Source organism: Sporosarcina sp. Y838 (assembly GCF_056786515.1).
In genome coordinates this window covers 447,398-469,835 of the sequence record NZ_JBXCJD010000001.1, presented here as the reverse complement: position 1 = coordinate 469,835, position 22,438 = coordinate 447,398, and the positions used below count along the sequence as shown (strand labels likewise).

The 22,438-nt window shown below is 41.7% G+C and carries 18 protein-coding genes and 3 pseudogenes; all 21 read right to left on the bottom strand.

The window, feature by feature from the left end; genetic code table 11:
* Nucleotides 1-2: 2 nt before the first annotated feature.
* Entirely contained in the window at nt 3-281 is a 279-nt protein-coding gene (locus AC1TO4_RS02255; protein ID WP_482100480.1) for a DUF503 domain-containing protein, read from the bottom strand.
* Complete coding sequence (gene infB / locus AC1TO4_RS02250; RefSeq protein ID WP_482103956.1) at nt 278-2,797, bottom strand: translation initiation factor IF-2; 2,520 nt, start codon at nt 2,795-2,797, stop codon at nt 278-280. The genes AC1TO4_RS02255 and infB overlap by 4 nt, the downstream gene beginning before the upstream one ends.
* Nucleotides 2,745-3,122 (bottom strand): YlxQ family RNA-binding protein, encoded by a 378-nt coding sequence (locus tag AC1TO4_RS02245; protein WP_482103955.1) that lies wholly within the window; start codon nt 3,120-3,122, stop codon nt 2,745-2,747. The genes infB and AC1TO4_RS02245 overlap by 53 nt, the downstream gene beginning before the upstream one ends.
* Nucleotides 3,119-3,397 (bottom strand): RNase P modulator RnpM, encoded by a 279-nt coding sequence (rnpM, locus tag AC1TO4_RS02240; RefSeq protein ID WP_482100477.1) that lies wholly within the window; start codon nt 3,395-3,397, stop codon nt 3,119-3,121. The genes AC1TO4_RS02245 and rnpM overlap by 4 nt, the downstream gene beginning before the upstream one ends.
* Nucleotides 3,398-3,416: 19 nt before the next feature.
* The gene (gene nusA / locus AC1TO4_RS02235) at nt 3,417-4,604 is read right to left on the bottom strand and encodes a transcription termination factor NusA (protein ID WP_482100476.1); all 1,188 of its coding nucleotides are present in this window, start codon (nt 4,602-4,604) and stop codon (nt 3,417-3,419) included.
* Nucleotides 4,605-4,626: 22 nt separating this feature from the next.
* Nucleotides 4,627-5,103, bottom strand: a complete 477-nt coding sequence (gene rimP / locus AC1TO4_RS02230) for a ribosome maturation factor RimP (RefSeq protein WP_482100475.1) — start codon at nt 5,101-5,103, stop codon at nt 4,627-4,629.
* A gap of 359 nt (nt 5,104-5,462) precedes the next feature.
* Complete coding sequence (locus AC1TO4_RS02225; RefSeq protein ID WP_482103954.1) at nt 5,463-9,773, bottom strand: PolC-type DNA polymerase III; 4,311 nt, start codon at nt 9,771-9,773, stop codon at nt 5,463-5,465.
* A gap of 68 nt (nt 9,774-9,841) precedes the next feature.
* Complete coding sequence (locus tag AC1TO4_RS02220) at nt 9,842-11,548, bottom strand: proline--tRNA ligase (RefSeq protein WP_482103953.1); 1,707 nt, start codon at nt 11,546-11,548, stop codon at nt 9,842-9,844.
* 104 nt (nt 11,549-11,652) lie between these two features.
* Complete coding sequence (rseP, locus tag AC1TO4_RS02215; RefSeq protein WP_482103952.1) at nt 11,653-12,918, bottom strand: RIP metalloprotease RseP; 1,266 nt, start codon at nt 12,916-12,918, stop codon at nt 11,653-11,655.
* 43 nt (nt 12,919-12,961) lie between these two features.
* On the bottom strand, nt 12,962-14,107 hold the full coding sequence (locus AC1TO4_RS02210) for a 1-deoxy-D-xylulose-5-phosphate reductoisomerase (RefSeq protein WP_482103951.1): 1,146 nt from the start codon (nt 14,105-14,107) through the stop codon (nt 12,962-12,964).
* Between the two features lie 18 nt (nt 14,108-14,125).
* A complete protein-coding gene (locus tag AC1TO4_RS02205; RefSeq protein ID WP_482103950.1) occupies nt 14,126-14,920 on the bottom strand; it encodes a phosphatidate cytidylyltransferase in 795 nt (264 codons plus the stop codon).
* Nucleotides 14,917-15,711 (bottom strand): isoprenyl transferase, encoded by a 795-nt coding sequence (locus tag AC1TO4_RS02200; RefSeq protein WP_482103949.1) that lies wholly within the window; start codon nt 15,709-15,711, stop codon nt 14,917-14,919. The genes AC1TO4_RS02205 and AC1TO4_RS02200 overlap by 4 nt, the downstream gene beginning before the upstream one ends.
* Nucleotides 15,712-16,115: 404 nt before the next feature.
* Entirely contained in the window at nt 16,116-16,673 is a 558-nt protein-coding gene (gene frr, locus AC1TO4_RS02195) for a ribosome recycling factor (RefSeq protein WP_482103948.1), read from the bottom strand.
* Nucleotides 16,673-17,398 carry a UMP kinase gene (gene pyrH, locus AC1TO4_RS02190; RefSeq protein WP_482100467.1) on the bottom strand — a complete coding sequence of 242 codons (726 nt, stop codon included), beginning with the start codon at nt 17,396-17,398 and terminating at the stop codon, nt 16,673-16,675. The genes frr and pyrH overlap by 1 nt, the downstream gene beginning before the upstream one ends.
* A gap of 76 nt (nt 17,399-17,474) precedes the next feature.
* Nucleotides 17,475-18,359, bottom strand: a complete 885-nt coding sequence (tsf, locus tag AC1TO4_RS02185) for a translation elongation factor Ts (RefSeq protein WP_482100466.1) — start codon at nt 18,357-18,359, stop codon at nt 17,475-17,477.
* An 86-nt stretch (nt 18,360-18,445) separates the two neighbouring features.
* Nucleotides 18,446-19,174, bottom strand: coding sequence for a 30S ribosomal protein S2 (gene rpsB / locus AC1TO4_RS02180; RefSeq protein WP_482100465.1), 729 nt, complete (start codon nt 19,172-19,174; stop codon nt 18,446-18,448).
* Between the two features lie 143 nt (nt 19,175-19,317).
* Nucleotides 19,318-19,762 (bottom strand): annotated as a pseudogene (locus tag AC1TO4_RS02175) (hypothetical protein).
* A gap of 373 nt (nt 19,763-20,135) precedes the next feature.
* Complete coding sequence (locus AC1TO4_RS02170) at nt 20,136-20,498, bottom strand: response regulator (protein WP_482103947.1); 363 nt, start codon at nt 20,496-20,498, stop codon at nt 20,136-20,138.
* A gap of 19 nt (nt 20,499-20,517) precedes the next feature.
* Nucleotides 20,518-20,754: pseudogene (locus AC1TO4_RS02165) on the bottom strand (FliM/FliN family flagellar motor switch protein); the annotation flags it as partial.
* 37 nt (nt 20,755-20,791) lie between these two features.
* Nucleotides 20,792-21,084 (bottom strand): annotated as a pseudogene (locus AC1TO4_RS02160) (flagellar basal body rod C-terminal domain-containing protein); the annotation flags it as partial.
* A 543-nt stretch (nt 21,085-21,627) separates the two neighbouring features.
* A complete protein-coding gene (codY, locus tag AC1TO4_RS02155; protein WP_482100432.1) occupies nt 21,628-22,404 on the bottom strand; it encodes a GTP-sensing pleiotropic transcriptional regulator CodY in 777 nt (258 codons plus the stop codon).
* Between the last annotated feature and the right edge of the window lie 34 nt (nt 22,405-22,438).

Here is a 22,438-nt window from a genome sequence, read left to right as displayed (position 1 = left end):
TATTAATAATGGTCAAGCGTCAAGTTGGATAATTCCCAGTCCGGATTTGACTCCAGGAACCGTATCGCTCGTCTAACTTCACGCTCAGCTGCATCTTTTGATGAAGCCACGGCAACTAGAGCGATTGTTGTACGTTGCCACAAATCTTGATGATCTATTTCTGCAATGGAGACATTATAAGCATTTTTCACTCTGTCTGTCATCCGTTTCAAAACTGACCGCTTGTCTTTTAGAGAAGCAGCCATCGGAATGAAGAATGAACATTCCGCATAGACAATCATACTCGTTTAATTTCTTCCATAATGAATGCTTCAATGACATCACCAACATGTATATCATCAAAGTTCTTGATTGTAATACCACATTCGTATCCTTTTGCCACTTCTTTTGCATCATCTTTAAAGCGTTTCAAAGTATCAATTTCACCTTCGAAAATGACGATGTTGTCGCGAACAATACGAACGCTTGAATCACGAGTAATTTTACCACTCGTTACATAGCTTCCCGCAATCGTACCGATTTTAGACACTTTAATTGTTTCGCGCACTTCAATTTGTCCGATAACTTTTTCTTCGTATTCAGGGTCTAGCATACCCTTCATTGCCAATTCTATTTCTTCAATTACTTTATAGATAACACGGTGTTGTCGAATGTCTACGCCTTCTTCGTCCGCCGCACGTTTCGCATTGACGTCAGGACGAACGTTAAATCCGATAACGATAGCATTCGAAGCAGCAGCAAGAGATATATCAGATTCATTAATCGCGCCGGCACCTGTATGGATAATTTTCACGTTAACACCTTCGACTTCAATTTTCATAAGTGAAGAGGCCATCGCTTCAACCGTACCTTGTACGTCCGCTTTAACGATTAAGTTCAATTCTTTAATTTCACCCTGTTTCATATGATCGAACAGGTTATCGAGCGTGACACGCGTTTTCTCAACACGTTGATCTTGCAGCGCTTCACCGGCTCTTGTTTCTCCGATTTGACGTGCTGTTTTTTCATCTTCAAAGACAACAAAACGATCTCCGGCTTGTGGTACGTCGCTTAGCCCAGTAATTTCGATTGGTGTAGATGGTCCTGCTTCTTTCACACGGCGGCCGATATCACTCACCATTGCGCGAACACGACCGTATGTGTTACCTACAACAATTGGGTCTCCAATATGAAGTGTTCCGTCTTGTACAAGAAGCGTTGCAACGGCTCCGCGTCCTTTGTCAAGAGATGCTTCAATAACACTTCCGCGTGCACGGATTTTTGGATCCGCTTTGAGTTCAGCAACTTCAGCAACGAGAAGGACCATTTCTATCAACTGGTCAATCCCTTCACCTTTCAACGCCGAAATTGGTACGAATATTGCATCGCCGCCCCAAGCTTCAGCTACAAGACCCTGATCTGTCAATTCTTGCATAACACGATCGGGATTTGCAGAAGGTTTATCCATTTTATTTACTGCAACGATAATCGGAACATCAGCCGCTTTTGCATGGTTGATGGCTTCAATCGTTTGTGGCATAACACCATCATCCGCTGCAACAACTAGAATTGTAATATCAGTAACTTTTGCTCCACGTGCACGCATTGTCGTAAATGCTGCGTGACCTGGTGTGTCAAGGAAAGTTATTTTCTTGCCATTCTCTTCAATTTGGTATGCACCAATATGTTGAGTAATTCCACCCGCTTCGCCTTGCGTAACTTTTGTATGTCGAATCGAATCCAGAAGTGTTGTTTTACCATGGTCTACGTGACCCATGATTGTTACAACTGGTGGACGTTCAATTAGTTCAGTCGCAACTTCTTCATGTTCTTCAAAATATGTTTCAAGATCAGTTACATCAATACGAATTTCTTCTTCTACTTCAACTTCGTAGTCTGCGCAGATAAGTTCAATCGCATCTTTGTCTAGTTCTTGGTTGATTGTAGCCATAATACCAAGCATGAATAGTTTTTTAATAATAGCGGATGGCTCACGACCTAGTTTATTCGCAAGTTCTGCTACTGAAAGCGACTCATAGTAAGTAATTTTTTCCGGTAATGGTTTCTCTACCTTCGGAATCGGGTTGGCCGGACGATATCTTCTGCGCCCTTGGTTTATCCCACGTGCTGGTGGACGTCCACCACGACCTCCACCTGAGCGGTTTGGTGCTCCGCCTGCCGGTCGGCTTGGTCCGCCAGAACTTGGACGGTTTTGGCCACCTGGTGCACCTTGCGCCGGACGGTTGCCACCTGTCGAACCTTGCGCCGGACGGTTGCCACCTGTTGAGCCTTGTGCTGGACGGTTGCCACCTGTCGAGCCTTGTGCTGGACGGTTGCCACCTGTCGAGCCTTGTGCTGGACGGTTGCCACCTGTCGAGCCTTGTGCTGGACGGTTGCCACCTGTTGAACCTTGTGCTGGACGGTTGCCACCTGTTGAACCTTGTGACGGACGGTTGCCGCCTGTTGAGCCTTGTGACGGACGGTTGCCGCCTGTTGAGCTTTGTGCTGGACGGTTGCCACCTGTAGAGCCTTGTGACGGACGGTTGCCGCCTGTTGAGCCTTGTGCTGGACGGTTGCCGCTAGCAGATTGTGCAGCTTTTGGCGTTTCTTTTCGTTCAGCAGCTTTTGGATATACTTTAGGGGCATTTGGTTTATTCACATTGCCTCCAAATTTACTATCCAGTTTCGTAATTACATCATTATCAATTGTTGACATATGATTTGACACACTCACATTTATCTTTCCTAATTCATCAATAACTTCTTTACTCGACCGATTCACTTTTTTCGCATATTCGTGTACTCGAATTTTCGTCATTAGTCCACCCCCGGTTATATTCGTTGAGTAGCCCGGATATTTTTCTGGCAAAACCAGCATCCGTTAGGGCAAGTACTACCCGTGACTCTTTCCCAACTGCATGCCCGAGCTCTTCTCGATTCCCGAAGACATGCTTCTCAACGTTGTAAAACGTACTTTTATCAGTTAACTTTTTCAATGTATTTTTAGAAGCATCTTCTGAAACAATTACTAGACGCGCGTTGCCGGAACGGATTTCCCGTACAACCAAATCTTCACCCATGATAAGCATCCTTGCTCTAGCCGCCATTCCAAGCATTTGATAAATCCTTTTCGGATCTGTCATTTTAATGCCTCCCGACGGATAGCATGAAGAAGATCATCGTATACCTGTTCAGGTACAGCTGTTCCAAGCTGGCTTTCAATCGATCTGTTACGACGCGCGGATTCAACTGCTTCTTCGGATTTAGACACATATGTCCCACGGCCTGACTTCTTGCCAGTGAGATCGACTGAAACTTCCCCTTCTTTTGGGCGGACGATACGAATCATTTCCTTTTTCGGGAACATACCGCCAGTCGCCGCACATTTACGTAAAGGAACTTTTTTCATGTTTGTCATGTGTGCTCATCCTTTCTTTTCAGTTTTCGTTGTCCGTATACAGATCGATTGAATCGGTACTACTAATTTCTGTAGCATCATCCTCAACAAAATATGGATCGATTTCAGTTGACTCTTCTTCTAACAGACTCTCTTCAATCGGCTCTTTGAAAGCTGGCGGATAAATTCCTAGTTCACGTGCATCCGTTTCACTCTTAATGTCGATTTTCCAACCAGTCATCTTAGCCGCGAGTCTCGCGTTCTGTCCGCGCTTACCTATTGCAAGTGACAATTGATAGTCAGGAACCACAACAGTGGTAGATCGATCTTCTTCGTTTACCTGAACATCAATTACTTTCGAAGGACTAAGTGCATTTGCCACAAATATAGCCGGATCCTCGGACCATTCGACGATATCAATTTTCTCGCCATTCAGTTCATTTGAAATCGATTGTACCCGGGCACCTCTTGCACCTACACATGAACCGACCGGATCTACTGCATCATTATTCGTATGAACTGAAATTTTGGAACGGTCTCCCGCTTCTCGTGCAATCGATTTGATTTCTACGATTCCTTCAAAGATTTCAGGCACTTCAACTTCAAACAATCTACGGAGAAGTCCGGGATGTGTTCTTGAGACAAACACTTGCGGACCGCGTGATGTACGTTCAACTTTTGTAATATACACTTTGATTCGGTCATGGGGCTGATAGGTTTCAGTCGGAATCTGTTCACCAACCGGCAATACAGCCTCCACTTTACCGAGGCCGACATATAAGTTACGAGCGTCAAGCCGTTCAACAATACCGTTGACGATATCATCTTCTCTGTCGACGTACTCCTCAAAGATGATACCGCGCTCGGCTTCCCGCACTCGCTGTGTGACAACCTGCTTAGCAGTTTGCGCAGCAACGCGACCAAAATCGCGCGGAGTTACTTCTTCCTCAACAATATCTTCAAGTTCGTAAGCAGGATTGATTTTATGTGCATCTTCAAGACTGATTTGTAAACGATCATCTTCAACCTCTTCGACGACATCTTTTCTGGAATAAACTTTCATCGTCCCTTTATCAAGATTCAAGTCAACTCGCACGTTCTGCGCCTGATTGAAATTTCGTTTATATGCAGTTACTAGTGCCGCTTCAATCGCTTCTACCAAGACATCCCTTGAAATACCTTTTTGTTTTTCAAGGGCAGTCAATGCATCGAGTAGATCACTACTCATATTAATCACTCCTACTATTCAATTATGCGGAAAAGTCAATTGCCAAACGGGCAAATGCGATTTTTTCCTTGTCAATAACGACCGTCAATTTTCTTGTTTTAATACTTACTTCAACTTCTGCGCCTTCAGGACCGTATGCTAACAGATAACCTTCGAATTCTTTCATGCCATCGATGGCCTCGTACGTCTTAATGAATACGAATTGTCCAATTGCTTTTAGGAAGTCTTCTTCCTTCTTCAACGGACGCTCTGCACCAGGTGATGATACTTCTAGGAAATAGTTTTGTGGAATCGGATCAGTACGATCAAGTTCTTCACTTAACTTTTCACTCACCTGAGAACATTGCTCAATATCGATGCTCCCGTTAGGTGTATCAATATAGACTCGTAGAAACCAATCTCTGCCTTCTTTTATAAATTCCACGTCGACAAGTTCCAAGTCCAGTTCTGCAACAATTGGAATAACGAGTTTTTCGACTTCTTCCGTAATATTGCTCATCTTACCCCTCCCGAAATAGTAATCAAATACGCCTCGGCGTATTTGCGACCAGATTAAGTAGAGAAGTCAGTCTAGAAACGTCGCATCTCTGCGACAACCAGGGGGATTGAAACTCAATTCCACCTAGCCAACCAACCTGTATCATGCAGCTACGTGCACGATTAACTTCCCTACAAAATCCGTGGCATCCGCCGGAAGCTTTAACCAAAGCCGAAAATGAATTTAGACTCCCCTCCGACTTTGGTAAAAAACAGTACAGAACAACAGAAAAGAGCGGGAAATCCCACTCTTTTTGCGCAAGACTATTACAAAAGTTGTTCCCATCATACCATAGGATAAATGATGTAGCAAATAATGTGCTAGAAGAGGGAAAGTTGATTCGCCTCAGGCATTCCTTCCAAACAACCTAAAGTGTCCATATACTCGACAATTGTCTTCGAAACACGGCCACGCTGCTGGAAATCCTCTTTTGAAAGAAACTCTCCATCTTTCCTGGCTTCTACGATCGAATTAGCTACATTAGTCCCAAGAGACGGGACGGCATTGAACGGAGGAATTAGTGTGTTACCTTCAATTAGGAATGTCGCTGCATCAGATTTGTATAAGTCAGGTCTCGCCAATGTAATTCCGCGTTCCCACATTTCAAGTGCAATTTCAAGTACGGTTAATAAGCTTTTCTCTTTTGGTGTTGCGTCCAGGCCTTTAACGTTAATCTCTTTAATTTGTGCTCGTATGGAGGCAGAACCTTTCGTCATCGTCAACAAATCGAAATCAGTCGCCCGTACTGTGTAATACGTTGCATAGTATAGTATCGGATGATGCACTTTGAAATATGCGATGCGCAGTGCCATTAGTACATAGGCCGCTGCGTGCGCTTTCGGGAACATATATTTAATTTTTTTACATGATTCAATGTACCAGTGCGGCACACCCTGAACCTTCATTTCCGCCTCAAACTCAGGAGTAAGTCCCTTACCTTTACGAACAGATTCCATAATTTTAAATGCCATCGAAGGTTCTAACCCTTGATAGATTAAGTACACCATTATATCATCCCGGCAACCGATAACATCGGAAAGTTCGCATGTCTTATTTTGAATCAATTCCTGTGCGTTGCCTAACCAGACATCAGTTCCATGGGATAGCCCTGAAATCTGAATCAGTTCCGAAAATGTTGATGGTTTTGTTTCTTCAAGCATCTGGCGTACAAATCTCGTTCCGAATTCAGGTACGCCTAGCGTTCCTGTTTTACATCCGATTTGTTCCGGCGTGACACCAAGTGAAGTCGTACCACTGAATAATTGCATGACTCCTTCATCATCCGGTGGAATCGTCAATGGATCAATTCCCGAGAGATCTTGCAACATCTTAATCATTGTTGGATCATCGTGACCTAGAATATCAAGTTTCAACAAGTTGTTGTCGATTGAATGGAAGTCAAAATGAGTCGTCTTCCAACTTGAATTCAAGTCATTCGCAGGAAATTGGATAGGCGTGAAATCAAATATTTCCATATCATCAGGAACAACGATTATTCCACCTGGATGCTGCCCTGTATTCCGTTTAACTCCTGAACAACCTTGTACGAGTCGGTCTATTTCTGCTCCACGGAAATTCAAATTGTTGTCATTCATATAACCACGGACGTAACCATAAGCAGTCTTTTCCGCAACCGTACCGATTGTCCCTGCGCGATAGACAAAATCTTCGCCAAAAAGTTCCTTCGTATAGTTATGTGCCTTCCCTTGATAATCACCGCTGAAATTTAAATCGATATCCGGAACTTTATCGCCATTAAAACCTAGGAAAGTTTCGAACGGTATATCTTGACCATCTTTTTTGAAAGCGGTCTTGCATGCTGGACACATTTTATCAGGTAAATCGTAGCCTGAACTGACGGACCCATCATCGAAAAACTCCGCAACTTTACACGTAGGACAAACATAATGCGGCGGCATTGGGTTCACTTCAGTTATCTCCATCAGTGTTGCGACTAGTGAAGAACCAACGGATCCCCGAGATCCCACAAGATACCCGTCATCCAGTGATTTCTTTACAAGTTTATGGGATATTAGATATATGACCGCAAACCCATGACCAATGATTGACTTTAACTCTTTTTCAATGCGTGCCTCGATGATTTCGGGTAACTGCTCACCGTATATTGCATGTGCCATCGAATATGTCAATTCTCGAACGTCATCGTCCGCCCCTTCAATGGTCGGCGTGTATAAGTCATCTTTAATCGGTTTTACCTCACCGATTCTCTCCAAAATGGCATGTGGATTATCAATGACTATTTCCTGCGCGATTTCTTCTCCAAGAAACGCGAACTCCTCAAGCATTTCATCGGTTGTCCGAAATTGGACCGCAGGTAGTGAGTGCCTGTTCATGGGATTGGCTCCCCCTTGCGATCTAACAAGCACTTGACGGAAAGTTGCATCCGTTTCGTCAATATAATGGACATTCCCCGTTGCACATACCGGGAGACCAGTATTTTTCCCGAGTTTGATCATTTTTCGCATGATATCTTCCATGTTCCACTCATCGCGAATCAATTCAAGTTCTAAGAGATGTGAGTAAACCGGTTTGGGATGGACTTCAAGGTAATCATAAAACTTTGCAATCTCCTCTACCTCATCCATCGGTTTCTGCATCAGCCCCTCGAACACTTCCCCTTTGTCGCAACCAGAGCCGACGAGCAAACCTTTTCGATACTTGACGAGTAAAGAACGCGGAATGCGTGGAACCCGGTAAAAATAATCCATATGGGAATAAGACACGAGTTTAAATAAATTTTTCAACCCTTCGTCATCCGTTGCTAATAGTGTACAATGCGACGGCCTCGCTCGTTTGTAAGAATCACCTTTACCAATATGGCGATTAAAATCATCCAAGTATTCGATGCCTTTCTCTTGCGCATCCTTCAACAAACGTAAAAATAGATGGGCAGTTGCTTCGGTATCATAAATGGCCCGGTGAGCCTGTGTCAGCTCGATTCCAAACTTTTTCGCCAACGTACCCAACCGGTGATTCCCCATTTCCGGATAAAGGAAGCGAGCGAGTTCAAGCGTATCTATGACGGGATAAGCAGCTGCTTCTAAACTAGATTTCTTACATGCTTCGTAAAAGAAGCCCATATCGAATTTTGCATTGTGTGCAACAAGAATTGAATCTCCTATAAACTCAATAAAATCCTTCGCGACATCCCCGATTTCCGGTGCATCTTTTACCATTTCATCTGTAATACCAGTAAGTTTTGTAGTGGTAGATGACAGGGGATGATGCGGATTTGAGAACCTCTCAAACGTTTCAACAATCTCACCGTTTTTCAATCTGACCGCAGCCAGTTCGATAATGGTGTCATATACCGCAGAAAGCCCTGTCGTCTCAACGTCAAATACAACATATGTATCTTCTTCAAGCTTCCGGTGTTGTTCTTCAAAAACAATCGGTACTCCGTCATCCACTAAATATGCTTCCAGTCCAAAAATAACTTTTACGCCATTTTTCTTTCCTGCAGAATAAGCTTCCGGAAATGATTGAACGTTCGCGTGATCTGTAATCGCGATGGCAGGATGTCCCCATTTTGCTGCTTGTTCAACAAGAGCTGTTGCGGAGACAACTGCATCCATCTGACTCATCGTTGTATGTGCATGTAGTTCAATGCGTTTACGATCCTTTGGTGCTTTGTCCTGTCTTATAATAGGTGATACTTCCATAACATCTTGAGCCATCATAATAAGGTCGCGTACGAATGTATCGTTTTGAATACCTCCACGCGCACGAATCCAGGCTCCTTTTTTCAAAGTCTTCATCATTTCTGCATCTTCATCATCCCGCGAGAACATTTTCACAAGAATGGAATCCGTGTAATCGGTCACTTTGATTGTCAGGAGTGACCTTCCGCTGCGCAATTCACGCACGTCCGTATCAAACACATACCCTTCAATTGTCACTCGGCGTTCTTCATCTTGAATTTGTTGAATTTCCAACATTGGCTCGTCAGGTTTGATAGGTGTACCAAGTCTGAATGGTCCAGAAACATTACCATTTTCCTTCTTGGTTGTTTCACGCAGTTTCAAATCAGCTAACGCTTTTTGACCATACGCTTCTTCTTCTGCATCACGTTGTGCAACAAATGCTTTACGCGCATCTATGGCACCACTATCTTCCTCTGTCAATTTGAAATCGACGGCAGGTCTTGGAAAACCGAATGAAGTGTAGACATCCGAAATGATAGAAGCGTATTTACTTTTCATCGTTTGCAGTTCCATATCACTTGTACAAAGTAGCGTCATTTTACCACCTTGCATAACCGGCTTTTGGCTTATCAGCCGCTCTCTAATCGGTGGCGACATGTCGCTCATTTCTTCAATAATAAACGGCCAATAGTCTGTGATTAACTTGTTGTCCACATCTTGGGTTTCAGACGATATATGAATCTTGACCGTTGCGATAGCAGAGAATGTTTCATTGATGCGCTGAGAAAAAATTGTATATATATCTACCGGTAGTGGCTTATTTAAAGTTATATTGAATTGCCACACTCTTGATTTCCGATGAATGTTCACACGGTTCAGTTCTGCATTTTCAAAGTGGATGACAAATTGGTCATCTGTCATTCCGATTTGCTGTAACAATATATATAATTTATTTAAAGCGTCCATAAGCCTCTCCAATCTTTCATTAGTGAAAAAGAAGGGAAGTACCGATGTGCGGCCTTCCCTCCTCTAACTTATTCCGCTGTGAAGTACGCCTGTAGTTTTTCGGTAAGTTCTTCTTTTTGCCATTCAGTCGATTCACCAGTTTGTCTGAATTTAACTTCAACAATTCCTTCAGAAGCTCTCTTTCCAACTGTAATCCGGACTGGCAAGCCAATCAAATCTGAATCAGCGAATTTGACTCCCACACGTTCAGGGCGATCATCATAGAGAACATCATATCTGTAAGATTCCAAAATAGTATATAATTCATCGGCCAATTCTTTCTGACTGTCATCTTTGACATTCACAGTAATGAGATGGATATCAAATGGGGCAATCTTCTTAGGCCATTTCAAACCATTCTCGTCATTGAACTGTTCTGCGACTGCTGCAAGTATACGGGATACACCAATACCGTAACAACCCATAATATACGGTTTAGCCCTGCCGTTCTCATCAAGGAATGTTCCTTCCATCGGTTCGCTGTAAGTCGTCCCTAGCTTAAAGATATGTCCAAGTTCAATTCCTTTAGCGAACTTAATTGTACCAGTTCCATCTGGAGAAATATCTCCTTCGTGGATGAATCGAAGATCCGCATAGCGATCAACTGCAAAATCGCGTTCAGGATTGATGTTCGTTAAATGGAATCCATCTTCGTTCGCGCCGCAGACACCATTCACGACGGACGCAACTGAGTGATCTGCAATTACTTTAAGATCAATTGGCAATTTAACAGGACCGATTGAACCAACTTCACAAGAAAGAAGTTCTTGAACCTCAACCTCGCTAGCAAGTTCCACAAGTGTTGCACCAAGCGCGTTTTTAAGCTTGATATCATTAATTTCATAATCCCCACGGCACAGCACTGCAATTAGTTCATCATCTGCTTTAAAAACAAGCGTTTTAATGATACGCGATGCGTCAACGTCCAAAAACGTAGCTACATCGCTAATCGTACGTTGTTCGGGAGTTGCAACTTTCTCGACCTCTTGTAAGTCTTCATCAATCTTTTCATATGCCATATTAACTTCAGCCATTTCAACATTGGCTGCATATGATGATGCGTCACTATATGCAATGGTGTCTTCACCGATATCAGATAGCGCCATAAATTCATGCGTATCTGTCCCACCGATTGAACCACCATCCGCTAAAACAGCACGGAAATCGAGGCCTAGTCTTGTGAAGATGTTCACATAGGCTTGTTTCATTTCCTGGTATTTCTCGTCAAGACTTTCTTCTGTCGCATGGAAAGAATACGCATCTTTCATGATGAATTCGCGTCCTCGAAGAAGGCCAAAACGTGGACGCTGTTCGTCTCTAAACTTTGTTTGAATCTGGAACATCGTAAGCGGTAACTTCTTATAGGATTTCACTTCGTCACGGACGAGGGAAGTAATCACTTCTTCATGCGTTGCTCCTAGAGCAAATTCTCTATTATGACGATCTTTCAGTCTAAACAACTCAGGTCCGTAATTAAACCATCTTCCCGTTTCCTGCCAAAGTTCGGCTTGTTGCAAAGCAGGCATCAATACTTCTACGGCTTCAATCGCTTCCATTTCTTCGCGGATAATCGATTCAATCCTCCGAATCACTTTAGTGCCAAGTGGAAGGAAGGAATATACCCCACTCGTATTTTGGCGGATAAATCCTGCACGTAAGAGTAATTGATGTGAAATAATATCAGCGTCAGAAGGTACTTCACGCATTGTTGGTATGAATGTTCGTGATTGTTTCATCTATGTTTCCCACCTCAAGTAATGTTTTTGAAATCCTGATCTATTGGCTAGACGTCAACGCCCTGAATTGCTTCAGAGCTGTATGTCTACTTTTACTACTTTCATTAGAAGAAAAAGCGCTGTATATCATTCCAGGTTACAACGAGCATTAGTACCATCAGGAGCATAATCCCGACAAAATGTACCATTCCTTCTTTTTGTTTGTCGACTGGCTTGCCGCGAATGGCTTCCAGTAAGAAGAACAACAACCTTCCACCGTCAAGTGCTGGTAATGGTAGTAGGTTCATAATTCCAAGGTTAATGCTTAAGATTGCTGCCCAGTTCATGAGTTGGTATACGCCGTATTGCGCGACTTCCTCCGTCGCTTTGTAAATGCCAACTGGACCCGATAAAGCGTCAATTGTGAACTTACCTGTTACAAGCATACCCAGTAATTCAAATATCCTGACAAACCAAGTTACCGTTTCTTCCGCTCCATATTGAACTGCTTTCAGCGGATTTTTAATCACCGGGCTTGTATAGCGCACACCGATTTGGCCGATTTCTTCTCCCGACTCTTTAACTTTAACTGTGTCTGGCACAACATCCAGCGTCAGCAAATCGCCGCTTCGATCCACTTCAAATTGGAGAGGCACGCCGGCACTCTCTTGAATGATAGCAGCAAACTCCTGCCATGTGCTAATTGGATTGCCGTCAACTGCTTTGACATAATCTCCATCTTGCATTCCAGCTTTTTGCGCGGAACCCTCACTTATGACGTCCGAAATAATAGGTTCATATGTTGGAACGCCTTGTAACAAACCGATTGCAAGGAATATGAAGAAAGATAAAATAAAGTTAAACATAGGACCTGCAAATATTGCCATCGCACGAGCGCCAACAGATTTCGATTCAAATTGACGGTCGTATGGGGCAATAAGTGTCTTCTGCCCCTTCTCAAAAATGATAGCCTTTCTAGATACGTTATAACGTACTAGCTGCCCTTCATCATCATATCCTTCAATGAATAGTTCTTTTTCCAAATCTGAGGATTCTGTTTCCAGAAACAGAACATCCGGATTTGCAACATTACGGTTCAAATAAATTTTCTCAACTTCATTAGAAGCATTAATCAGGAGACCTACGCGATAACCCGGTTGTAATTCAACCGTATCGAAATCTTCTCCTGCCATTCTGACATAACCGCCAAGCGGCAGAAGTCGGATTGTATATAAAGTTTCACCTTTTTGAATTCCAATAATTTTAGGGCCGAATCCAATTGCAAATTCGCGCACCATGATTCCCGCCTTTTTCGCAAACAGGAAATGTCCTAGTTCATGAAAAAAGACCAAAGAACCGAATATGATGATAAACGCTATAACGGTTTCCATGAAAAACCACCTTCACTGACCTTATTGGCCTTTTCTAAAAAACTTATTCTATCATAGCATACACCATTTTCCGAGTCAGTGAATCCGTTTCTAAAATCGATTCTAGTTCCAGAGCAGAACTTGTTTGATGCGTGTCCATCACTCGTTCAATAATGTCTTCAATCTGTACAAAAGGTATGCGTCCATTCATGAACAGCGATACCGCTACTTCATTCGCTGCATTCATGGCTGCTGGCATTGTCCCACCCTCTTTACCGGCTGCATAGGCAAGCGCCAATGCTTTGAAACGGACCAAATCCATTTTTTCGAAATGGAGCTTGCCAATCTCCTCAAGACGAAGCGGTTTTGCGTTTTGCATTGGGATTCGATCTGGAAACGTTAAGGCGTACTGAATAGGAACTCGCATATCTGGTGACCCCAGTTGAGCCATAATACTTGTATCTTCGAACTCAACCATGGAATGGATGATACTTTCCTTATGAAGTAAACAATCTATTCTTTCATAAGGCATTCCAAAAAGATGATGGGCTTCGATTACTTCAAGACCTTTGTTCATCATTGTCGCTGAATCTATTGTTAATTTGTTCCCCATAGACCAATTCGGATGAGCAAGTGCCTGTTCTAAGGTCACATTTGTAAGTTCATCTCTTGTAAGATTTCTGAAACTCCCTCCTGACGCTGTCAAAATAAGCCGAGAGACACGTTTAGGATTTTCTCCATTCAATGCTTGGAAAAGCGCTGAATGTTCACTATCTACCGGTAAAATGGGTACACCATGTTTACGAGCTTCATTCATAACGACATCCCCGGCTGCTACAAGCGTTTCCTTGTTGGCGATAGCAATTGTAATTCCCGCACGTATTGCTTCAAGTGTAGGTTTGAGTCCCACACTTCCAATAACTGAGTTAACCAAAATGTCAGCGCCTGTGTGCCCTGCGATTTCAATCAAACCCGCTTCGCCGTATAAAAAGTGACTACTCGGGAATTCAGCTTGCAACTTCTCAGCATCTTCTCGTCTTATTACCGATACCGTTTTCGGTTGAAACGCAGAAACAATTTCCCGTACCTTATCAATATTCAAACCAGCCGAAAAAGATACGAGCTTAAATTTCTCAGGGTTCGAACCGATGATATCGAGCGTCTGTAAACCAATGGATCCTGTAGCACCTAATAAACTAATATTCTTCATCATAAGACATCCTTTCCGTTAACCCACGAAGTGTAAGAAATGAAGCAATGGCAAAACGAAAAGGAGACTGTCGAACCTGTCTAGGATCCCACCATGACCAGGCAGAAGTTGTCCTGAGTCTTTCACCTCGAAATGCCTCTTTAGTGCCGATTCGACAAGGTCACCCAGTTGTCCAATAATTGAGGCTATAATTGTCACTACAATAAGTATTATGTAAGTTGAAGCTACCGGGAAGAAGTATTGAAAAATGAATGCAAAGACAACTGCGGACAATACTCCGCCAATAAAACCCTCAACGGTCTTATTCGGGGATATTTCTGGCCATAGCTTACGCTTCCCTATTTTTCTGCCTATGAAATAAGCACCCGAATCAGTTGTCCAAATCACCATAAGTGCATATACGACATATTCGATTCCATAAACCCGTGTTTCAATCAAATAATAAAACCCGATTCCAACGTATAATGCGCCCAAAACAGAAAACGCTGCATGGTCGAACGTAAACCGATTTTTAACAATGACAGTATAGATTAATAAAATAAGTACAATGGCAAATGTCAATTCGATTTTTGTATAGCCAATCATTTCAAATAGATTGTCACTGGTAACTGCAGGCATTAATAATACTGCTAGCGCTATCCATGTCAAAAAACCTTCAATTGAAAATAGATGTATGTCTTTCATTCGCAATAGCTCATATAGTCCAATTGTTGCAATTACATATACCGCAATTGTGAATGGTATTCCTCCCATGATGACTAGCGGAACGAATAAAATTAACGCAACGATTGCAGTCAGTATCCTTTGTTTCAAACGTCCCCATTCCCTTCCACACTTCCAAACCGCCTATTTCTCAGTTGGAATTCTTCGATTGCATTCAACATGCATATGTCATCAAAATCTGGCCATAACACATCAGTGAAAGAAAACTCAGCATATGCCAACTGCCATAACATGAAATTAGACAATCTTACTTCACCGCTAGTTCGGATTAGCAGGTCTGGTTCCGGTAAATGGGCAGTCATTAGATGGGAACCGATGAGTGTTTCATCAATATCTTCAGGTTTAATAGAACCGTCCGCAATGAGTTCAGCAATTTCTTTTACAGATTCAACTAACTCGAGTCTGCTTCCGTAGTTCATGGCGAAATTTAAAGTCAAACCGTCGTTGTGTTTCGTTTCTTCAATCGCTTTGCTAATTGCATCTTTTGTATGTGTCGGCAACATATCAAAGTTCCCAATCATCTCAACTTTCACGTTTTGCTCAATTAGTTCTGGGAGATATGTGCTTAAAAACTCACCAGGTAACTTCATTAAGAAATCTATTTCGAGTTTCGGTCGTTTCCAGTTTTCTGTAGAGAATGCGTAGAGTGTAAGTACTTTAATGCCCAGATCATTTGCAATACGCGTTATTATACGAACTTTTTTCATACCTTCATGGTGACCTGCAACTCTTGGTAAATTACGTTGTTTTGCCCATCTTCCATTTCCGTCCATAATAATTGCTACATGGGCAGGGATTGGCCTACTTTGAATTTTGGCAATTTTGTCCAATAACAAGCCCTCTGGCACCACTGTTTTTTTCCGAAAAAATTTATCCAGCATATTGTTTCCTCCACTCAGCTACTGTCAGAGCAAGTTCATACTCTATCGTAACAAATTAGACGGTTAATTTCATTTTTTATTGCTGTTCAAGGAACAAACGCGGAAATACCTATTCTGAGATTATAGCCAAAAGGCGACTTAAGGAAGGCTGTCTAAGTTCGCGACAAGGAGTGATAAAGTTCAATCTTTCCACTCCATAACCTGCGTACTGCAGGCAATCGCGGCGTCATTTACCATAAGCCTGGACTGACTCATAACCTAATCCTCGCCTCTAGATGTTGGAATCTAGATATGGAATATCGCCTATTTAAGGTTTTCCACGGTCCGTGAACTTTATAGTTTCCTTAGCAAAAGAAAAAGACGTCCTGAAATTAGGACGTCCAGAAATATAGAAAGTTCTTCTATCAGATTTCCATGATTTCATTCTCTTTATCTTTCGCGATTTCATCGATTCGCAAAATCTGTGAATCCGTCAGCTTCTGAATTTCATCACCATATCTGTGTAATTCATCTTCAGTAATTTCACTGCTTTTTTCAAGCTTCTTGAAGCCTTCATTTGCGTCACGACGAACATTACGTATTGCAACTTTTGCTTCTTCAGCTTCTTTTTTCACAGACTTCACTAGTTCTTTACGACGATCTTCCGTCAATGCTGGAACTGCAAGGCGAATGACAGTCCCGTCATTCGAAGGTGTAATTCCGATATCTGATTTCATGATTGCCTTTTCAATATCAGCCAATATTGTTTTGTCATATGGTTGAATGACAAGAAGGCGCGCCTCAGGTACTGAAATCCCAGCCATCTGTGATACCGGAGTAGATGCACCATAATACTCAACCGTTAATCTATCCAGCATAGAAGCGCTTGCACGCCCTGCACGAATTGATGCCAGTTCTCTTGTATATCCACCAATTGCTTTTTCCATACGGTCTTTCGCTTCGTTCATAACTTCGTTTGCCATTATATATTCCTCCTGACGACCGTCCCGATTGGCTCACCAAGGACAGCTCTCTTAATATTTCCATTTTCCATAATAGAGAATACTACGAGCGGGATATCGTTGTCCATACATAGGGTTGAAGCTGTTGAATCCATAACTTCAAGTCCTTGGTTAATGACATCCAAAAATGATAGTTCTAGGTATTTTACTGCATTTTTATCTTTCGCTGGATCAGCGGAATAGACACCATCCACATTGTTTTTTGCCATAAGGATAACATCTGCTTCAATTTCAGCCGCACGTAGTGCTGCTGTCGTATCTGTAGAAAAGTAAGGATTCCCTGTACCCGCGGCAAAAATAACGACCCGTTTTTTTTCGAGATGTCGAATAGCTTTCCGGCGTATGTATGGTTCCGCAACCTGTCTCATTTCAATAGATGACGATACGCGCGTTTCAACACCGATTTTTTCTAGTGAATCCTGTAGAGCGAGGGAATTCATGACTGTAGCAAGCATGCCCATGTAATCCGCCGTTGCGCGGTCCATCCCCATTTCGCTGCCAACTTTACCACGCCAAATATTTCCGCCACCGACAACAACAGCAACTTCGACATCGAGATCGACAACTTCTTTCACTTGCGTTGCAACAGTTTTGATAACTTCTGGCGATAGACCGAAACCTTTATCACCTGCAAGCGCTTCTCCGCTTAATTTCAAGACGATACGTTTATATTTTGGGATGCTCATTTGTACCCTCCATCTACTATTTTTCTTAAAAAATGAGGAACACACGCGTGTGTTCCTCATTTTACTTTATAATGGATCAGTTACCTTTAACTTGATTCATAACTTCGTCAGCGAAGTTATCTTCAGGTTTTTCGATTCCTTCACCAACAGCGTAACGAATAAACTCTTTCAATGTTCCGCCAGTTGATTTTACGAAGTCCCCAACTTTTTGATCGGAATTTTTGACGAATGACTGATCAAGAACACAGATCTCTTCGAAATATTTTCCGATGCGGCCTTCGACCATTTTCGCTACGATATTTTCAGGTTTACCTTCATTAAGTGCTTGTTCTGTAAGGATTTTACGTTCGTGTTCAACTTCCTCAGCAGAAACTTCATCACGTGAAACGTATTTAGGATTTAATGCAGCAATATGCATCGCAACATCTTTTGCAGCATCTGAATCAGTTGAACCTTCTAAGAGAACAAGAACACTGATACGACCACCCATGTGCAAGTATGGACCAAATGCATCGTTGTCTGTTTTCGTACGGATTTCATAACGGCGTAGTGAAATCTTCTCACCAATTTTAGCAACAGCATTAGAAATGTGATCTGCTACTGTTAATCCGTTTGGTAATTTCGATTCAACCGCTTCCTCAACTGTTGCAGGTTTTGTAGCAAGAATGTGCTCAGCAAGTTCATTTACAAGTGTTTGGAAACCTTCGTTTTTAGCTACAAAGTCAGTTTCAGCATTCACTTCTAAAATAATCGCTTCGTTGCCGTCAACAAGGATGTATGTTGTACCATCTGCTGCAATACGGTCCGCTTTTTTAGCTGAACTAGAAAGACCTTTTTCACGTAAGAAGTCAATTGCTGCTTCCATATCACCATTTGTTTCAGTTAACGCTTTTTTACAATCCATCATACCTGTACCTGTTTTTTCACGCAGTTCTTTAACCATTTGTGCTGTAATTTTCATTTTTCCATTCCTCCTATATTAAGCCGTCAATTCCGAAAAAAGACGATAAGGGTATAAGCCGCTTATCGTCTTTTCATTTACTGGATTTACTCTGCAGCTACTACAGTTTCCTCTTGAGTCGCTTCTTCGTCTTCGCCTTGTCTAGATTCGAGCAAAGCGTCAGCCATTTTACTTGTTAACAGACGTACCGCACGAATCGCATCATCATTCGCAGGAATGATGTAGTCGATTTCATCCGGATCACAGTTCGTGTCAACAATTCCGACTAGAGGAATTTTTAATTTAATTGCTTCTGCAACCGCGATGCGCTCTTTGCGTGGGTCAACAACAAACATAACATCTGGAATTGCTTTCATATCACGGATTCCGCCAAGGAATTTCACAAGACGTTCGTGTTGTTTTTTAAGTTGTCCAACTTCTTTTTTAGGAAGTACGTCGAATGTACCGTCTTCTTCCATTTTCTCGATTTGTTTCATGCGTGCAACACGTTTTTGGATTGTACCAAAGTTTGTAAGTGTTCCACCAAGCCAGCGTTGGTTAATATAAAACATTCCAGCGCGTTCAGCTTCTTCTTTAATTGCATCTTGTGCTTGTTTCTTAGTACCGACGAATAGAACTTTCCCGCCATCAGCACCCACTTGACGCATGAATGCGTAAGCTTCTTCTAATTTCTTCACCGTTTTTTGAAGATCGATGATGTAGATACCGTTACGTTCTACGAAAATAAATTTCTTCATTTTCGGGTTCCAGCGACGTGTTTGGTGACCGAAGTGCACCCCTGCTTCAAGCAGTTGTTTCATTGAGATTACTGACATTTGTTATTCCTCCTGTTTGGTTTGATTCCCTCCGTGTACTTCATCCGACAGAACGACCTCTCGGCACCATTTCTGACGTCCGTGCACGTGTGTAGTAATACCACTTGCTAATATAACATAGGACTTTTACATTTGCAACAAGTTCATCGGAATTTCAAGATAAGTTCTATTTCCGTAAGTCCTTTACCTAGTTTCTTTGCAATTTCCTCATCAGAATGACCGGCGTCATGCAGGATGAATATCCTCGCCCTGTCGTCTTCTACTATCGGTTCATCCGCATCAACTTCTTCGAGTGTAATCTCTTCTTCAAATAAAGTTTGCTTCTTCGTTGATTCGCTGAAATGTTGGTGCCATAATAAAAAATATTAGAAAAAGCGAGAGCCCCACGAGTACTTGGTTTGGAGGCATTTGGTTTGTAGCTAATGCTGTTCTGACGAATGATAGAACAATTATGATTCTCTCAAAAGAAGTCATCAAAATTTAAATCTCTGGAGCAAATGATAAAACCGTCAGCAACAACATCATTTTAATGGATGTCGATACGTCGGATGGGTCACTAACCGAAAAAAATTTAGTGATGTCATTCATCTCGGTTACGCCCCTTTTCTGTCAAGCGGCCGATTTGTCGTTTTCTTTTCTCTCTCCTCAATCTTCGATCTAATGGGGCTGCTAAAAATCGTTGAGTATTCCGAATTTTAATAATGTGATTTTTTTATTTTCTTGCTACTTTAACTAGTAATTGATTGGGTATTCCAGTCGCCGAATCTATAGTATCTGTATTGTAAAATTCAATAAGTTTATTAGTTTTTTCAGGGTCCTTCGTAAACGAATCTGACACAGGCTTATCGGGATTCGGCCCTGCGTCAGCGTAAGCAGTCAATAATGTGAATTGATTCACTAAAAAAGTGATTATAATGAGAGCTAAAAATGCTTTTGTACATTCATTAATTTCATGCTTTGGTTAACCTAATGCTTTTTCAACTGCTTCGACGATGCGGTCTGCCTGAAATGGTTTAACAATGAAGTCTTTCGCACCTGCCTGAATCGCATCGATAACCATACCTTGTTGTCCCATTGCCGAACACATAATGACCAGTGCAGAAGGATCTTTCTCTTTAATCGCTTTTAGGGCAGTTATTCCGTCCATTTCAGGCATCGTGATGTCCATCGTAACGAGATCAGGCTTTAATTCTAAATACTTTTCAACCGCTTGTGCACCATCCGCCGCTTCACCGACAACCTCAAAATTATTTTTCATCAAAATATCTTTAATCATCTTACGCATGAAAGCTGCGTCATCTACTATTAATATACGTTTAACCATTTTCATTCCCCCCCGTTAGTTATCTTAAATTATTCAAACGATCTATTTGGCTTAATTTATCTGTAATCCGTACACCGAATTTCTCCCCAATTACAACAACTTCACCTTTTGCTATATGGCATCGTTCACTAGAAAATCAACTTGCTGGCCAGCCCGCAAGTTTGTCAAGTTCAATGATAGAACTTCTCGACATCTCCAATATCTCTTTAACAAAACGTTTTGTTCTTCCCGGTTCAACGGTAGCCTGTAACGGAATGACCTAAAACATATTCAAGTTATTCGTTTCCGAACTTTTCAATAGAACGAGTCGCAGACATCAGGTCATTCATTTCACGCAACAGGTCAACATTTGACATCGAAACATACCCATCCTCATGCGCATCAGGGGGAGATGAATCATAAACAAGTTTAAAGGGCGTTTCGGCATCTTCTATAATAGTTGAAACGAAATAGATTTACTGCGGTAGGGCTGCCATTCTCCCGCGTGTCGTATAGACATTCGCCATATAGGGGATATAACATCCATCCTAAAACGTCGTGTAGTCAATGCTGATGCAGAGGTGTTCCAGCTGTTAAATATAGTCATTGTTAACAACCTTCTTTAATACTGACTTTAATCGCTTTGTAAACCAAAGTGTCAACATTCGCTATTTTTCGCAATATCACCTTTCCTTTTGTACGGAATAATCCGAATACTGTTCTAATCACGAAATCGTCGTTCCAAATAAACTCGATTTCCCCGAGTCTTAATCTATATATTCCCCAATAGTGTGATAATAAGTCTTTATAATTCGGGTTATATTTTAGTATAAATATAGCCACTACTATTGTAGCGGATTTTGTAAATTCTTGTCTATCACTATAAGATTAACACCATTAGTTCATTTAGCTCTATTTACAATATATAAGTCGTTATGAAGGTAATGATCGTTCAAAAATAATGGTTACTATGGATTCTTTTTCTTTTTCTTTTTCTTTTCCTTTTCCTTTTCCTTTTCCTTTTCCTTTTCCTTTTCCTTTTCCTTTTCCTTTTCCGAATTTTAATACTCCCCTTCGGCAAGCTTGTTTATTGCAAATAAAAAAACACCTCTCTCTTTCAAAAGAAGTGTTTAAATACTATTTGCTTTAATTATGATTTTTGTTTTTCAAGTTCTTCTAGGAATTTATTGTTAAGAACTTTAATATAAGTTCCTTTCATACCAAGTGAACGAGATTCGATGACGCCGGCACTTTCAAGTTTACGCAAAGCATTTACGATAACCGAGCGAGTGATTCCCACGCGATCTGCAATTTTAGATGCCACTAGCAAACCTTCGTTACCGTCAAGCTCATGGAAGATGTGTTCGATAGCTTCGTGTTCACTGTAAGAAAGTGAACTGATTGCCATTTGAACAACTGCTTTACTGCGTGCTTCAATTTCGATTTTCTCAGATTTTTCACGTAAAATTTCCATACCTACGACTGTTGCTCCATACTCTGCAAGAATCAAGTCGTCATCTTGGAAGTCATCTTTAAGTCTTGCGAGGATAAGCGTACCAAGGCGCTCACCACCACCGACGATAGGTACAATTGTCGTCAAACCGTCTTTGAATAATTCTCGGTTTTCATTTGGGAATACTGAATGAGTATTGTGGACATCAAGGTTAGAAGATGTCTCTCTCACGTCAAACAAGCGATTCGTATATTCTTCAGGAAATTTGCGATCGATGAACATTTGTTTCATGCGTTCATTGTCAATTTTATGATGAATTTCTAGGCCAAGCAACTTCCCTTTTCTACTAACGATAAAAGCGTTACATTCGATTACAAAGCTGAGTTTTTCAGCCATTTCTTTAAAGTTTACCGGTTTTCCTGCTGATTCTTGTAGCATTGCGTTAATTTCGCGTGTTTTTGATAACAAATTCATTTTTATATTTCCTCCTCAAGGTAATTGCTGTCGT